A 17708-nucleotide genomic window follows, 5' to 3' on the forward strand; every position below is an offset into this window, starting at 1 on the left:
TATATGGAAAAATTAAGATTAGGAATTTTAGGTCTGGGTGAAGGACGAAGTACGATGTCCGCAGCCTTACAAAGTGAGCATATAGATCTTATTCAGATATGTGACTTGAACGAAGAATTGGGAAGAAAACGGATGAAAGAATTCGATTTTCAACAATACACAAGTCGGTATGAGGATATGCTTGAAAATAAAAATATAGAGGCTATCGCTATTTATACACCGGATCATTTGCATGCACGACATATCCGTCAGGCATTGGAACATGATAAACATGTTATCTGTACAAAACCATTTATAGATAATCTAGCAGATGCAAACGATCTATTGCAGCTTGCTAAAAAGACCGGTAAGCGTGTTTTTGTGGGTCAAAGTTCACGGTTTTTCGAACCAGTGAAAAAGCAGCGAGCAGATTTTGAGCAAGGCTTAATAGGGGACTTGATTACGATAGAAGGATATTACCATGCTGATCATCGATGGTTTCTAGAAAAGCCTTGGTCCTTACAGTCATCATTTAAATGGTTATATGGAGGGTTGAGTCATCCGGTAGATTTCATCCGATGGTATCTTCCGAATATTGAAGAAGTGATGGGGTATGGTATGCTAAGCAGTAATGGGAAGAAGGGGGGGCTTCAGAATGCAGATACTATGCATTTTATATTTAAAGCGCAAGATGGTCGTGTAGCACGTGTTAGCGGGGCATACACTGGACCTGTTCAGCCTGTAGCTCGCGATAGCGAAATGAGCTGTATTTTACGCGGTACGGAGGGTTGCAGTCAGGCGGATTATATGGATTTACGTTACGCGATCACGGATCGTGATGGCGAAGAAAGGATACTGACTTGGGAGCATAAATTAAAACATTATTTCCGATTCGAAGGTAAGAGCCATCATGCTGGAGAGTATCAAAACTATCTCGAACATTTTGCAAAAGCAATCCGCAGTGGTGATCCAGCCTATCCGGATATGAAAGAGGGTATCGGGACAATCGCTTTACTACAGGCGATGGACGAGTCTTTGTCTAGTGGGAAACCCGTGCGTCCTAAAGAATTGCTTGACCGCTACGCAGTGAACTTGACATTGTAACCATGAATAATATAATTGATAAGCTCACCATTGTTGACTACATCATTGTAGTATTGTATCTGCTTACCCTGTTAGTGATAGGATTGATTTCATCATCCAAACGCACAGAAGGTGCGGACCATTTTCTTGCCGGTAAATCCTTAGGCTGGGCGAGTATCGGATTTAATATGTGGGCGACAAATGTTGGCCCCTCTATGCTTCTTGCCTTTGCGACGGTAGGTTATACTACCGGGATTGTGGCGGTGAATTTTGATTGGTATGCATTTGTCTTTCTTTTCCTTTTGGCCGTGGTTTTCGCTCCTCGGTATTTGGCATCTGGTGTGCGTACACTGCCAGAGTTTATGGGCAAGCGCTTTGGTTCCAAAACGCAGACTATATTAGCGTGGTACTCCTTGGTGAAAATGCTTATTTCATGGCTTTCTTTAGGCCTTTTTGCTGGTGGTTTTTTAGTTCGACAAATTTTAGGCATTCCGATGTGGCAATCTGTTTCGGTGCTTGTGGCCTTGGCAGGGATATTTGCGTACACCGGAGGGTTAAAGACGGTTGCGAAAATAAATATCTTTCAAATGATCCTGCTCATATTTGTCTCTGCATTTTTAACGTTTTTAGGTTTATCGGAGATTGGTGGTATAGGGGTACTATTGAAAGATACACCTACTGATTATTGGTCATTGATCCGCGGGGCTAGCGATCCGGATTATCCTTGGTATGCTATTGCGCTGGGCTATCCCGTGGCAGCGATAGCTTTCTTTTGTACTGATCAAGCGATGGTGCAATCTGTTTTGGGGGCAAAGAACTTAGAGCAAGGGCAACTCGGTGTAAATTTCATTGCGTGGTTGAAGATTCTTTCGCTCCCGCTATTTATTCTAACGGGCGTAATCTGTTACATTATGTTTCCGGACTTAGATGACCCATCATTAGCTTATATGACAATGGTTACGAGTCTTTTTCCGACGGGATTGAACGGATTAGTAATCGTGGTGCTTATCGCTGTTCTTGTTGGAACCGTGGGTTCATCGTTAAATTCCTTGAGTACCGTTTATACCATGGATATTTATTTAAAGCACATCAATCCACAGGCCGATAACACGCAAATAACACGGATGGGTAGAATCGTAATTATCATAGGCTGCTTTGTTTCTATTTTAATGGCGATTGCAATTGATCAAATTAAAGGATTAAATCTGTTTGATGTGTTTCAGTCCATTTTAGGTTTTATCGCACCACCTCTTGCTGTTGTGTTTTTACTGGCAGTGTTATGGAAGCGTACAAACCGGGTTGCCATTAACACAGTTTTAACTTTTGGTGCCGCACTTAGTTTAGGTACCGGTATACTGTATTTATGGGTATTTCCGAAAGATAGCTATACCTTTTGGCCTCATTATTTGATGTTATCATTCTACTTGTTTTTAGGGTTACTCATTTTGGCGATTATTATTTCTTTGTCCGTCCAAAAATCAGCAGAAGAGACCAATGCCCAGTATGCGTATAAATTAACGATTGATAAACCAAGTAAGCGCGTAAAATGGGCATGGAGTATTTTAACGGTCGTTATGGTTAGCCTATACCTCATTTTCCGTTAAACTTCATTAGATAAAAAGATCATCAATATAATGACAAAAAAAATTCAATTAAAAGGTATAACATGGGGGCATAGCCGAGGTTTTGTACCGATGGTTGCAACAGCTCAACGTTACCAAGAACTACATCCGGATGTGGAGATCGTTTGGAAGAAAAGAACATTACAGGAATTTGCTGATAAATCCATTACAGAACTTGCTGAGGAATACGATCTGCTGGTTATCGATCACCCGTGGACAGGTCATGCAGCAGCCAATAATATGGTTGTTCCATTTGACGATTACCTGCCTGCTAGTTACCTAGAGGATCAGCGAAAAAATAGTGTTGGTCAGTCTTATAAAAGTTATAATTTTTTCGAAAAGCAGTGGGCTTTACCGATCGATGCGGCTACGCCTGTCGCCGCAAGTAGGCCAGATCTGCTTGAAAAAATAGGTGAGGCAAGGCCAGCAAATTTCGAGGAACTATTGGCCTTAGCGAGGAAAGGCTATGTCGGATTTTCATTACTTCCCATAGACTTGTTGATGGCTTTCTATGGATTCTGTCACTCCTTAGGTGAGTCGCCCTGTCAGTATCCCAATATTGTGGTAGGCAACCAGATTGGCGAGGAAGCATTGCGACGGATGAAATCCCTTGTCGACTGCCTCAATCCAAGTTTTTACACAAAAAACCCATTTATGGTTTTTGAGGATATGACTCAGCGGGATGAAATTGCATACTGCCCATTTGCTTACGGATATTCCAACTATGCGCGCCAGGGGTATGCTCGTAAAACGTTGCATTTTCATGATCTAATTGATCTGGAGCCCGGTAAACCTTTGATTACAACTCTTGGTGGCGCCGGTTTAGCGGTTTCCTCACAGAGCAAATTTGTAGATACCGCTGTCGATTATGCGCAATATGTTTGTTCTAAGGAAATTCAGTCTACCATATATGTGGAGAATGGGGGGCAACCGGGTCATCTTCAGGCGTGGAAAAATGAGCGCGTGAACGCGATGACAGCAAACTTCTTTGTCGATACTCTTCCGGCATTAGAAAGGGCATATTTACGGCCTCGGTATTATGGCCATATGTATTTCCAAGATCATGCAGGACAGGTAATAGTGGATTTTCTTCACGGCACACTCGTTGAAACAGAGGTATTACAAACACTGAATGATCTTTATTTAAAATCGATATCGATGGAGGAGGCCAATGGAAAATAGACCGCTGGAAGGATTATTAGTGCTTGAATTCTCACAATTTATGGCTGGTCCAACTGCAGGACTGCGTCTCGCAGATCTGGGAGCAAGGGTGATAAAAATTGAGCGTCCCGGTGCTGGTGAAGGGGGGCGTCAAATAGCGATAAAAAATATTTTTGTCAATCAAAGTAGCCTCGTCTTTCACACCATTAATAGAAATAAAGAATCGTACGCAGCTGACCTTAAAAATGAAGAAGATCTAGAATCAATAAAACGGTTAATCGCTAAAGCTGATGTTATTACACATAATTTCCGGCCGGGGGTGATGGAAAAAATAGGTCTAGACTATTCAAGTGTCAAAATGCTTAACGACCAAATCATATATGCGAGTGTCACAGGGTATGGTGAAGAGGGGCCTTGGGCAAGAAAACCAGGGCAAGACTTACTTGTACAGTCTATGTCGGGGTTAACTTGGCTTTCTGGATCCAAGCAAGATGGACCAATTCCTTTCGGGTTGGCAGTGATTGATATGTATTGTGCAACACACCTTACTCAAGGTATTTTGGCCGCACTTTTAAAGCGATCGAAGACAAAAAAAGGTGCACTTGTGCAGGTGAGCCTACTTGATTCGGCGGTAGATATGCAGTTTGAAGTACTAACAACATATTTTAACGATGGAGGAAAATTGCCCACTCGAGCGAGCGTACGCGGCTCGGGGCATAGCTATTTGAGCGCTCCATATGGTATGTATGAAACCAAAGATGGTTTTATCGCATTGGCAATGGGTGATTTAGTGAAAATTGCTACCTGTCTAGGTTTAGATCCAAAGGATTATCAAAACCGAAATACCTGGTTTACCAATCGTGATCAGATCTTAGGAACACTATCTCAAATATTGCGGAATCAAACTACCAATATATGGGTTAATCAATTACGAAACGAAGGTATTTGGTGTTCTGAGGTTAGTGATTACGAAACCTTTTTAAATTCGGAAGGCTTCCAGGAAAGTGGTATGCTGCAGCGCGTGAAATTAGTGTCTGGAGAAGAGCTGCAGACCACGCGGAGCGTGTACCTTATCGATGGAAAGCGGCTGTATGCTGGTAAACCAGCACCCTATGTTGGGCAGGATAATGAACAAGTTAGAAAAGACTATTTAAGTTAAAAATAATGTTACCATTAAGTGATTTTTTAGTAGTAGACTTTAGTCAGTTTCTCTCCGGTCCCTTGGCGAGCTTAAGGCTAGCTGACCTTGGTGCGCGTGTCATAAAAATTGAGAAACCTAAAACAGGAGATATCTGCCGACACCTGTACACCTCGGATACCGTACTCAATGGAACATCCACTGTCTTTCACGCTATCAACCGTAATAAGGAAAGTATTGATCTTGATATTAAAGATGAGGCTGATCGTAAAGTAATTGCTGATTTGATAAAAAAGGCCGATGTTGTGATGCATAATTTTCGGCCTGGCGTCATGGAACGTTTAGGGTTTGACTATCAACAGGTACGTGCGATAAATCCACAAGTTATATATGGAGAAATTTCAGGTTACGGAGACCACGGACCATGGAAGGGTTTACCAGGCCAAGATTTATTGCTCCAAGCAATGACGGGTATGACCTGGTTGAGTGGAGACGCTGATCATGGACCGGTCTCTATGGGGCTGTCGATTGTCGATATGTTTGCAGGGATGAATCTCTGTAATGGTATTTTGGCGTGTTTGTACCGACGAGCCGTAAAAAATGAGGGGGCTCACGTAGCAATCAGCATGTTGGATTCAGCCGTTGATATTCAGTTCGAAACGGTAACGACATACTTTAATGATGGCGGAACATTACCTGAACGTACCACGGTGAGTAATGCCCATGCTTATTTAGCGGCGCCGTATGGTATCTATTCAACAAATGATGGACATTTGGCCTTAGCGATGGGATCTATTCCTTTTTTAGGTAGTTTGCTGGATTGCGAAGCTTTAAAAAATTATAGAGATGGGCAGGAAGCTTTTGATAAGCGCAGTGAGATTAAGGCGGTGTTAGCAGCACATTTGGCTACTGGATCTACAGCTCACTGGTTAACCATTTTGGAAGCTGCTGATATATGGTGTGCTCCGGTGCAGGATTGGCATACATTAATGCAACATGATGGTTTTAAACTTCTAGAGATGATACAAACGGTAACGATGGGAGACGGCTATACGTACGATACAACGGCTTGTCCTATCCGAATTGATGGGGTTCGGCTGAAAGCTTCAAAAGGCTCTCCAAAATTAGGAGAGCATGCTGTTAAGATTAGAAAGGAACTTTATGGCTAAATTACGTTTTGCCTTGCGCAAATTTACACCCTTTGAAAAGGCATTGGCAGAGTGCTTTGCCGACTATAAAAAGCTGAATCCTCAAGCTCCCGATATTGAATTTGTTGCGATGGATCTTGAAGAGCTCCATGATGCATTGTTTGAACAAAAGGGGCTTCAAAATGGTGATTGGGATATAGTGCACATCAATACGGACTGGATCGCTGAGGCTCGTCATATGAATGGCTTAACACCATTAAATAGTTTTTTAGAACGTAAACCTATTGAGGGAGGAACCGAATCTTGGGTGGAGAGTTTGATGGATCTTCAGCGATTCGACGGTATGTTATACGGATTGCCATTTCATGATGGACCAGAATGTTTAGTGTACCGGAGAGACCTTTTTGATGATATTCAACTGCAGGAAGAATACTCATCCCGATATGGGAGGCCCTTGTATCCACCTACCACATGGGATGAGTTCTTATCGGTAGCAGAGTTCTTTACACGTCCCGAGCAACAGCTCTACGGGTCTGTTTTTGCGGGATACCCTGATGGCCATAATGCGGTATTTGATTTTTGTATTCAACTTTGGTCTCGCGGGGGAGCGCTTGTAAATTCCTTTGGTGATATTGTTGTTGACCAGCCTATTGCAATTGAAGCGCTTGACTTCTATCGTTCGCTTTTTAAAAGTAAAAGGTATCTACACCCCAATTCCTCCTCCTATGAATCGGTGGCCGCAGGAGATGCATTTGCCAGGGGAGAGGTAGCTATGATGGTGAACTGGTTTGGTTTTGCTTCCTGGGCACATATTGATGACCAGTCTGCCGTAAAGGGGCGAGTCGATGTTACATCTATCCCAACAAGTAAAGGGGACGCTGCAGCCTCACTGAATGTGTATTGGCTTTATGCGCTGGCCGCTGGTAGCACGCAGAAGGATGTCGCATATGATTTTTTGCAATTTGCCGTAAATGCCCAAAACGATAAGAAATTAACATTGGCAGGTGGTGTAGGCTGCCGCTATTCGACCTGGGAAGATAGAGAAATCAATGAATTGATACCGTTCTACAGTAAACTTGCCGAATTGCATCATGGTGCACAAACGTTACCTCGGACAAGAAATTGGTCTCAGATTGCTCATCGTATTGATTCGATGGTTGGTCAGGCTATAGCATCTAATGAAGAAAGCTCGGCATTACTTGCCCGGGCACAGCAAACTATAAATGAATTGAAATGATAGATATACCTTATAAGTTCGTATTGCCAAAACAAAAGTTGCCGATCATAATTATAGGCGCAGGGGGGATTGTTAAGGACGCTCATCTTCCGGCCTATAAAAAAGCTAATTTCGAAGTATATGGAATTGTCAATAGAACCCGTGCCAAGGCCGAACAAATTGCAAAAGATTTCGAGATTCCCCATGTATTTGATACTCTGGTGGAAGCTGTCGCAAATGCGCCAGAAAATGCCGTATACGACGTTACCATTATGCCGGATCAGTTCATCGATACCCTGGAATTGCTTCCCGATGGAGCAGCGGTTTTGATTCAAAAGCCAATGGGGGACTACTTCCCGCAAAGTAAGGCTATACTTGAAGTTTGTCAGCGTAAAAAACTGGTGGCAGCAATTAATTGCCAGTTACGGCAAGCACCATTTGTCAACGCTGCACGCTGGTTGATTGATCACGGCTATATTGGCGAATTATATGATATCGAAGTGCGGGTAACGGTGCAGACTCCGTGGGAACTTTTTCCACATGTGATGGTTCATCCAAGATTGGAAATTTTATACCATAGTGTTCACTATATTGACCTTATTCGTTCTTTTTTAGGAAATCCAGTTACCGTGTATGGCAAAACGTTGAAACATCCAGCAAAACAATTATCGTCTACACGCTCAACCTTGTTGCTTGATTACGGCGATGTTTTGCATGCTGTAATAAACACCAATCATGATCATGAGTTTGGTGCACAAGAGCAAGAAAGTTTCATTAAATGGGAAGGAACCAAAGGCGCTATCAAGGCGACGATGGGTCTCCTTATGGATTATCCTCGTGGGGCCACCGATAAATTTTCTTACTGCATTAAGAATGAAGAGGGTGAGAGCCACTGGGTAGAAGTTCCTATAGACGGATCATGGTTCCCGGATGCTTTTATAGGAAGTATGGGGAGTTTGATGCGTTATAAACTTGGTGAGATTGACAAACTGCCAGCCGCTGTAGAGGATGTGATCGATACGATGGCGGTAGTGGAGGCAGCATATCAAAGTAGCGCGCAGGGTGGGTTCCCAATAAATTACCTAGGAATTGATTCCAAAGGTTAATAAGAAATTTCATAAATATAAACATATAATTACTATGCAATTTGAATCATTGTTTTTTGAAGATTACCAGATAGGTGATAAAAGAGTAACCTTTGGCCGGACCATAACAGAAACAGATTTTGTGGTCCATGCTGGACATACAGGTGACTTTTTCCCTCATCATATGGATGAGCAGTGGTGCAAAACGCAACCTTTTGGTCAGCGTATTGCACATGGTACAATGATATTTGCTATTGGAATTGGATTAACCGCTTCGGTTATTAATCCAGAGGCATTTTCGAAGGGCTATGATCGGTTACGTTTTGTGAAGCCCGTATTCATTGGGGATACCATTCATTCGCAGGTAACTATATCGGAGAAGTCAGATGCAAAAAAACCAGATTTTGGAACTGTGGTAGAGCATGTAGAAATAGTAAATCAACATGGACAGATCGTGCTGGTAGCAGATCATATTCTACTGGCAAAAAGAAAAAAGTAATCTCTTCTGTAAATCGGTAACAAGTATATTTATAACACATGCAAGTAAATAGTGATCAACCAATATTGACCGAAGAGGGTTCATCTCAACGGTATCTCTTCCCTTTCATCCTTGTCGTATGTCTTTTCTTTTTGTGGGGGATTGCACATAATCTTAATGGTATTTTAATACCTCATTTAAAGAAAGCCTGTCAGCTCGATAATAGCCAGTCCGCATTGGTGGATACTTCGGTTTTCTTTGCTTACTTCATCATGGCTCTTCCTGCGGGAATGATACTGCGAAAATGGGGATATAAGTTCTCGATTATTTTTGGCTTGATAACTTTTTCTGTAGGATGTTTTCTTTTTATACCCGCAGCAGATACGCGGATGTACGAGTTGTTTCTTCTAGCGCTGTTTATTATTGGATGTGGTCTAGCTGTATTGGAGACTGCAGCAAACCCTTATGCTTCGGTATTAGGGAAAGCCGACTCGGCAACACACCGACTCAATTTAGCAGCTTCTTTTAACGGTTTGGCCGCGATGGTGGCCCCTATTGTTGGTGCTACCTTTATCCTTTCTGGGAAGAGTTATTCCGAACTAGAGTTACAATCCATGATGGAGGCTGAACGTCTCGCTTACTTTACAAGTGAGGCTTCTTCGGTGAAAGTACCATATTTAATTCTTGGCGGGGTGTTGTTGCTTGTCGCGATTGTCTTTGTTTTTGTGAAACTACCCGAGATTAAGGAAAATCCAAATACGGCGACGCAACAGTCCAAGAAAAACTTCTTTAGCGTATTACGACACCAGCATTTGGCCTATGCCGTGCTGGCGCAATTTTTTTATGTGGGCGCACAGGTATGTGTCACAAGCTTTTTCGTGCGGATGGCTCAACAAGGCGCTGGCGTTGATGAGAAAACTGCAGGTTATTATTTAGGTGTTTATGGATTACTATTTATGGTGGGGCGTTTTGTTGGTACATTTCTGTTAAAATATATCAGTGCAAATAACCTTCTCGTATTATTTGCAGCAGCCAGTGTGGTTGCTTCTGCTGTAGCCGTGTTCAGTTCGGGCATGATTATACTTTATGCTTTGGGAGCCTTAGGGTTTTTTATGTCAATCATGTTCCCTACAATTTTTTCGCTTGGCATTAAAGATCTTGGGGAAGATACGAAGCAGGGCTCCTCTTGGTTAATTATGGCTATTGTGGGCGGCGCAATTTTTCCTTTTTTTACAGGATTGATAATCGACGCTGCTCATGATAACACGCAAATTGGTTACACGGTTCCCTTTGTTTGTTATCTAGTAATTTTTTGGTTTGGCTTACGAGGCTACCAAATTAGGCCGCGATAAGCTCGCGGCCTGTAAGTTTCTCACCAGCTTGGCTCACCTAATTTAAACCTTTCGGTCTAAATTACCGATAAACAATTCTTGAAAGAATAGAGGCTGCCATATGGTTTTTGCACCTCTTTATCGGCTTGTCTGTCCAGCAGTCGCGTAGTTTTTTTTGAAAAAATTAGCGCCGATTCAGCGTATTTACAAATATATTCGATTGTGATTACGGTTTTTGCGTATGGTATACTTCTGATGAAAATCTCCCTATTAATTCATGGTAAAATGTTGGAATAGCTGGAGAAAATATTATAAGGACCTCATTAACTTTTCAAGTATGTTTGTTGTTGCGCTTCTTTGCTCTTTATTTATACTTAGGTGACACAATAACCTCGTTTTTGTATCGTATTACTGACGCCGCATTTATAAAAATAGCAAAAGCTCTTTCGATAAAAGTATATACTATTTTATCATTGTTACTACCTAATATGTTAAATAAAATTTGATGAAGAGACTTGCCTTATTAATCGTTTATTTAAGCACATCGACTATATTACTCGCACAAAACAAAGGGACATGGATTTGGTATCCGGGGGACTTTGAGGTGTGGTTGAGTAACGATATGCAAAACCGTCGCACCGAGCGTGGAACGTTTTTTCCGCCTTTTTGGAAAATGGATTCGCACTATGTTTTGGTAGAGTTTCATAAGGAGTTCGATCTCAGTGAGCAAGAAGAAATAAGTATTCATACCGAGGGAAAGTATAACGTAAAGATTAATGGTAAGATGCTAGCAGGAATGCCTAAATCTATTGTACTACCCAAGGGGAAGCAAAAAATTAATATAAAAGTATATAATCAGGCACACGTACCCTCTTTATTTATTTCAGGCAAACAGGTGTACACCGATAATAGCTGGTTAGCTACCTACGAAGATAAGGAATGGATAGATGAAACGGGGAAGGCCTCTGACCAATCGGGGACCACTTACGTAAAATCGGGATCGTGGAATTTCGATTCCGATGATCGGCGCCCGTCGGAGTTTGCATTGCCGACACGTAATGAGCGAGCGGTTTCTGTGCAGCAACATGGGGAGGGTACACTGGTTGATTTTGGTAAAAATACTTTTGGTTTTCTCTCCTTTTTAAAATTAAAGGGCGAAGGCAATCTTTCTGTTTATTACGGAGAATCAAAAGAAGAAGCATTGTCGAAAGCAACGACAGAAACATTGGATAATATAGCTGTTCTATTGACTCAGGCTAAAGACAGTACCTTGACGCTTTCCAAAGCATTTCGATATGTATATATAGAGAAAGATCCTGCAGTAACCTTTGAGGAAGTTGCCATGGAGTACGAATATCTTCCGGTTGAAGAACGGGGATATTTTCGCAGCTCAGATCACGAGCTTAACACAATATGGGATGTTGCAAAATATACCATGGAGCTGACTTCACGTGAATTTTTCATTGATGGAATAAAGCGTGATCGCTGGATATGGAGTGGTGATGCTTACCAATCCTACGCGATGAATTATTACTTGGGCTTTGATAGCGATAATGTAAAACGAACCATTTTAGCCCTTCGGGGTAAAGAACCGACGGTGAGCCATATTAATACGATCATGGATTATACGTTTTATTGGTTTTTAAGTATATACGATTACTACCAATATACCGGTGATAAAGAATTTATTGAGTCGATCTACCCGCGTATGCAATCTCTTATGAAGTTCTGTTTGGAACGTAGAAACGACGATGGTCTTATGGAAGGTATGGCTGGAGACTGGGTGTTCATCGATTGGGCAGAGGGTTTGAGTAAAAAAGGCGAAGTTAGCTTCGAGCAATTACTTCTTTCTCGAAGTTTAGAAACCATGGCTTTATGCGCCGATCTTTTAGAAAATGAAGAAGACAAAACGTTTTACGCGCAGCATGCAGGCTCTTTAAAGGACAAATTATTTGATTATTATTGGAATGAGCAGAAAGGGGCATTTGTGCATAGCCGCGTTGATGGCAAGCAAACACAAAATGTTACACGTTATACTAATATGTTTGCGATTTTCTTCGATTATTTGACCAGCAAGCAACGGGAAGCCGTAAAGGAAAACGTCCTTTTGAGCGATAAAGTTCAAAAAATTATGACACCGTATATGCGTTACTATGAGCTTGAGGCGCTGTGTGAGGTCGGAGAGAAAGATTACGTGTTACAGCAAATAAAGGATTATTGGGGTGGGATGCTGAACCTCGGTGCAACAACCTTTTGGGAAGAGTACAATCCGGCCAAGAATGGCGCTGAGCATTATGAGATGTATGGAAGAGAATTTGGTAAAAGTCTATGCCACTCGTGGGGAGCAAGTCCAATTTATCTATTGGGTAAATATTATTTAGGCGTCAAACCAACCGAAGCTGGGTATAGTAAATATGAAGTTTCACCTTATTTGGGATCACTGGAATGGATGGAGGGTAAAGTGCCGACGCCGCAGGGCGAAATCGAACTCTATGTTTCAAAAAGTAAAATTAAAGTGTTGTCCCCAACCGGCGTAGGTACGCTTCGTATTAAAAGTAAAACACCTCCCAAAACAAATACGGGAAATATTAGAAAGAAGGATAATGAATCATACACATTGGAGTTGGAGAAAGGAGTGTCTTATGAGGTGGAATATGCGGGTTAGTAAGGCTTCTATCCTATTTTTGTTTACAGGTGTATTGCTGACTTTTTTAGTACCCAACACCGTACGTGCGCAGACGGTAGATGGTAAGCCGGCGGTGATCCCTAGGATACCCTCAGGAGATATTGCCTCACCTTGGGAAGATCCTCTAATTACTTCGATAAATCGCCAGCCTGCGCGGGCTACGTCGTATTCCTATTCGTCGATTGATGAGGCTTTGAAAGATGACCGCGAGAATAGTGATAGGCTGATGTTTCTAAACGGGCAATGGGATTTTAAATTTGCGATAAAACCGGCCGATGCACCGAAAGATTTTTATAAAAGTAAAGTGAATGGCTGGGATAAGATTGAAGTACCATCAAATTGGGAAATGAAGGGCTATGATATTCCTATTTACCGGTCAGCTGTTTATCCTTTTCAACCTATTGATCCCCCGTATATTCCGACAGATTACAATGCTGTTGGCTCTTATCAACGCAGTTTTTCCCTGCCTGAGGACTGGGATAATATGGATGTGACACTACATTTTGGTGGTGTAAGCTCAGCCTATCACCTATGGGTTAATGATTCTTATGTCGGTTATGCGGAAGATTCCATGCTGCCTTCTGAGTTTTTAGTTACCCCTTATTTGAAAAAAGGTGAAAATAGAATTTCTGTTCAGGTTATACGCTGGAGTGATGCGTCCTACTTGGAGGACCAAGATCACTGGCGCCTTAGTGGTATTCAGCGAGAAGTGCTTTTAATGGCAGAACCTAAGGTGCGAATTGCTGATTTTCACTGGCAGGCGGCCTTAGATTCATTATATCAAAACGCATTGTTTTCTGTGCGTCCTGAGATTGTCAATCACTCGGGAGACAGCCTTAATGGTTTTATTGTCCGTGCACAATTGTATGATGAAATGGATAAGCCGGTGTGGAAAGACCCGCTAAAAAGAAGCGCGAATGATATTGTTAATGAAATTTATCCGCGATTAGATAATGTGAAGTTTGGGCTGCTCGAAGGGGATCTTACAAATCCGAAGAAATGGTCCGCTGAAGACCCTAATTTATACCGTTTGGTGATTAGTTTATATGATCAAAATAATCAATTGATAGATGCTAGGACATGCAGGGTTGGTATTCGGAGTATTGCCTTCTCAAAACAGACCGGTAAGTTGCTGATTAATGGAAAAGAGACCTATGTATACGGTGTTAACAGGCATGACCACCATCCTGAACGTGCTAAAGCGTTAACCCGTTCGGATATGGAGGCGGATATCAAACAGATCAAACAGTTTAATTTTAATGCAATTCGTACATCGCATTATCCGAACGATCCCTATATCTATGAGCTTTGTGATCGCTATGGGATAATGGTGATGGATGAGGCAAACTTGGAAACTCATGGTCTAGGCGGGAAGCTGATGAATGATCCCACCTGGATTGGCGCGCATATGGAGCGTTTAACCCGAATGGTTGAGCGTGATAAAAACCATCCATCAATTGTGTTTTGGTCCTTAGGGAATGAGTCTGGTCGAGGCCCTACAACGGCTGCGATGGCGGCATGGGTTCATGATTTTGATATCACTCGTCCGGTTCATTACGAGCCTGCCATGGGAAGTCACCAATTGCCAGGTTATATTGATCCTTCTGATGCCAGATACCCGAAATCCAACGACCATGCACATAGGATTCAAAATATAAAGGACCAGTATTATGTCGACATGGTATCAAGGTTTTACCCGGGCATATTTACTCCGGAGCTATTACTGAATCAAGATAACGGCGATAAGCGACCAATCTTATTTGTAGAATATTCTCATTCCATGGGAAACTCTACCGGTAACATCAAGGACTTTTGGGATATATTCCGTAGTCATCCGCGTTTGATCGGTGGTTTTATATGGGACTACAAAGATCAAGCCCTTCTACGCCAAGACAGTGTATATGGCAAGGTGCTGTCCTACGGGGGGGATTTCGGAGAGAAAGTACATAATGGATCATTTAGCCTTAATGGTATTGTTGATGCTTGGAACAACCCCAAGGCAGCGATGTGGGAAAACAAACGCATCTATCAGATTGCCCAAGTCACGATGGAAGAGCAGAACAGAGCCCGTATTAAGCTGAAAAATCGCGCAGCGAACTTAAACCTAAATAATTATCAAGCGGTCCTGGTGGTCAAAGAAAACGGGGTGCTTAAAAGCGAATTAGAACTTCGCGATATAAATCTACTTCCTGGAGACTCGACGACAATGGATCTGCAGGAATTTATTCCTTTTAAAACGAAGGATAATAAAGAATACCAATTGGATTTGCAGTTTCGCTTAAAAAGTGATCTCCCATGGGCTTCCAAAGGTTTTGTCGTTTCCTCTTCTCCGTTAGATTGGAAAAATGTAGAAGATTGGCCGGTTCTAAAGGAGGATAATAATGGCTTGATGACCATAGTGGATGAAGATTCGACCTACCGAATTAAAGGAAAGGATTTTATTGCTTCCTTTAGTAAGGTCTCAGGCGGGCTTCGGGAATTAATATTTAAAGGCGAACCGGTGATCACCGCAGATGCACTTCCTAATTTTTTACGTCCGGCTACCGATAATGATCGGCGTGGATGGAAGCCTCAAAATAAATTACGCTATTGGTATTCGCAACCTCAATTAAAGTCTTTTGATGTTAAAAAAGAACATTCAACAGTCAATATTGAAACGCAGTACGCGCTACCTGGAGATTCTGCAAAAGTGGATGTTCATTACCGAATTTATACCTCGGGAGTGATCGAAGTACAATATAATCTTACGGTAAACAAAGCTTTGCCGAATATTCCAAAAGTAGGGATGCGACTGGGGGTTAATCCTTCATTTGAAAATATTTCATATTACGGTTTAGGACCACATGAAAATTACCTGGATAAAGGTTATGGAGCAGATTTGGGTGTGTATAGCAGTACCATTGATGATTTTATGGAAGACTATCTTTATCCTCAGGAGAATGGAAACCGGATGGAAGTTAGATGGTTTACCCTGCAGAATGCGCATGCGGGCCTTCGAATACATGCCAAACGGCCACTTCAGATGAGTGCATGGCCATACTCGTTAGAGCAAATAGAAACTACCAAACATTGGTATAAATTAAAAAAAGAGAATAAAATCACGGTAAATGTTGATTTGATACAGATGGGTATCGGAGGTAATGATACCTGGACTGATGTTTCTCAGCCATTATCAAAATATCAGATACCCGCGAAAGATTATGAGTATTCATTCCGGTTGATTCCGTATTCCGTTAACAGGCTCAAGTAAATACATGCGACAACTCGTAAACAATATATATGTTTTAATTTTTGTACCGATATTGCTTATCGGTACAAACAAACTCCATGCGCAAATAAAAGGTATTCCATCCTCTGTCGTTTCATTTGGTGAGCGTTCCTTTGAGGACGCAAAACCGTGGGTTGTATGGTACTTTATGCATGCAAGCTATTCCAAAGAAGGGATTAAAGCAGATTTAAAGGCCATGGCTGATCAGCAGATTGCAGGAGCATACTTTACTCCCATAAAGGATAAAACCAGTCCTCCTTTATATGATACGGTGACCGAAACGTTGAGTCCTGAGTGGTGGGATATGTTTAAATACCTTGTCGAACAAGCTAAGCTCTATAACATTCAAATAGCTATGTTCCCTAACGATGGGTTTGCTACGGCGGGAGGTCCCTGGATTACACCAGCAAAGTCTATGCAAAAAGTGGTATATGCCGATACGACGGTGAACTCAAACGGGGATCATGAATCCTTACGAATTCAACTTCCCCGGCCCACGATAAACGAAGGTTATTATCAAGATATAAAGCTTTTTGCAATTCCGATTAAGCATGTTTTACAGACTAGTCTATCGCTAAAACCAAAAGTAACAAGTAGCTATAATGAAAATTTAGATCGACTTGCAAAGAAAGGTAATAAGGAAGCCTTCGGTACCAGTGAACCGGGATGGATACAGTACGAGTTTGATGAATTGTTCACCTGCAATGCGTTAAAAATTGAATGGAGTGCCTCGAACTATCAAGTAAATAGAATGAAAGTGCTTGTTAGCAATGACGGTGAAGAGTTTAAAGAGATAGAACAGCTGAAATCTCCTCGTATGGGTTGGCTTGATTGGGATAATGGTGTTACTCACACTATTCCTCAAACCAAGGCCAAGTACTTCCGGTTCGTTTATGATCCCAAAGGTTCGCAGCCCGGTGCAGAAGATCTAGACGTTGCAAAATGGAAGCCTTCTTTAAAATTATTGGGAATCACCTTGTTGGAGGAACCTAAAATTAATCAATATGAGGGAAAGACTGGCGAGATATGGCGTGTATCCCTTGCGACTCCAGAAAACTACGTGGGATCAGAAAGTACAATATCTAAAGAAAGTATACGACTGCTTAATCGTCCTGATGGAAAAGGTGCAATCGATCTTCGATTACCAAAGGGAACTTGGCGTATTTTGCGTGTTGGACATACCAGTACAGGTCATAAAAATGAAACAGCAGGAGCAGCAAAAGGCTTAGAATGCGACAAGCTGGATGCCGATATCGTAGCCTATCAATTTGAACAGTGGTACGGAATGGCAAAAAAAGCCGTCGGCCCGGAGCTTTCCCGCGACGTATTGACCGTATATCATATCGATTCTTGGGAATCTGGAAGCCAGAACTGGACTTCTCGAATGGCCGAAGAATTTCAAAAACGGCGAGGATACGATTTAACAACATTTATCCCTGTGTTGGCGGGTTATGTTGTGGGAAGTGTAAATGAATCGGAAGCTTTTTTACATGACTATCGGCAAACAATAGCT

Annotated in this window: 12 protein-coding genes; all 12 read left to right on the plus strand. The window is 42.0% G+C overall.

What is annotated here, in order from left to right:
• Positions 1 to 3 precede the first annotated feature (3 nt).
• Entirely contained in the window at positions 4 to 1083 is a 1080-nt protein-coding gene (locus HP439_RS05460) for a Gfo/Idh/MocA family protein (RefSeq protein ID WP_172389335.1), read from the plus strand.
• A 2-nt stretch (positions 1084 to 1085) separates the two neighbouring features.
• Positions 1086 to 2666 carry an SLC5 family protein gene (locus HP439_RS05465; protein WP_172389336.1) on the plus strand — a complete coding sequence of 527 codons (1581 nt, stop codon included), beginning with the start codon at positions 1086 to 1088 and terminating at the stop codon, positions 2664 to 2666.
• A gap of 30 nt (positions 2667 to 2696) precedes the next feature.
• Entirely contained in the window at positions 2697 to 3866 is a 1170-nt protein-coding gene (locus tag HP439_RS05470; protein ID WP_172389337.1) for an ABC transporter substrate-binding protein, read from the plus strand.
• Positions 3856 to 5004, plus strand: coding sequence for a CaiB/BaiF CoA transferase family protein (locus HP439_RS05475; protein WP_172389338.1), 1149 nt, complete (start codon positions 3856 to 3858; stop codon positions 5002 to 5004). The genes HP439_RS05470 and HP439_RS05475 overlap by 11 nt, the downstream gene beginning before the upstream one ends.
• A 5-nt stretch (positions 5005 to 5009) precedes the next feature.
• Complete coding sequence (locus HP439_RS05480) at positions 5010 to 6152, plus strand: CaiB/BaiF CoA transferase family protein (protein WP_172389339.1); 1143 nt, start codon at positions 5010 to 5012, stop codon at positions 6150 to 6152.
• On the plus strand, positions 6145 to 7368 hold the full coding sequence (locus HP439_RS05485; RefSeq protein WP_172389340.1) for an extracellular solute-binding protein: 1224 nt from the start codon (positions 6145 to 6147) through the stop codon (positions 7366 to 7368). Before HP439_RS05480 ends, HP439_RS05485 begins: the two co-directional genes overlap by 8 nt.
• Positions 7365 to 8453: a Gfo/Idh/MocA family protein gene (locus HP439_RS05490; protein ID WP_216657773.1), complete on the plus strand. Its 1089-nt coding sequence runs from the start codon at positions 7365 to 7367 to the stop codon at positions 8451 to 8453. The genes HP439_RS05485 and HP439_RS05490 overlap by 4 nt, the downstream gene beginning before the upstream one ends.
• Before the next feature lie 34 nt (positions 8454 to 8487).
• Positions 8488 to 8931, plus strand: coding sequence for a MaoC family dehydratase (locus tag HP439_RS05495; RefSeq protein ID WP_172389341.1), 444 nt, complete (start codon positions 8488 to 8490; stop codon positions 8929 to 8931).
• Between the two features lie 38 nt (positions 8932 to 8969).
• Positions 8970 to 10262, plus strand: coding sequence for an L-fucose:H+ symporter permease (gene fucP, locus HP439_RS05500; protein WP_172389342.1), 1293 nt, complete (start codon positions 8970 to 8972; stop codon positions 10260 to 10262).
• 484 nt (positions 10263 to 10746) lie between these two features.
• Positions 10747 to 12906, plus strand: a complete 2160-nt coding sequence (locus HP439_RS05505) for an alpha-L-rhamnosidase-related protein (protein WP_172389343.1) — start codon at positions 10747 to 10749, stop codon at positions 12904 to 12906.
• Positions 12884 to 16177, plus strand: a complete 3294-nt coding sequence (locus HP439_RS05510) for a glycoside hydrolase family 2 TIM barrel-domain containing protein (RefSeq protein ID WP_246229263.1) — start codon at positions 12884 to 12886, stop codon at positions 16175 to 16177. The genes HP439_RS05505 and HP439_RS05510 overlap by 23 nt, the downstream gene beginning before the upstream one ends.
• A 4-nt stretch (positions 16178 to 16181) precedes the next feature.
• Positions 16182 to 17708 (plus strand): glycosyl hydrolase (locus HP439_RS05515; protein ID WP_172389344.1); only part of this gene is annotated, 1527 nt, incomplete at its 3' end.

It is taken from the genome of Sphingobacterium shayense, assembly GCF_013179575.1.
GTDB classification, from domain to species: Bacteria; Bacteroidota; Bacteroidia; order Sphingobacteriales; family Sphingobacteriaceae; genus Sphingobacterium; species Sphingobacterium shayense.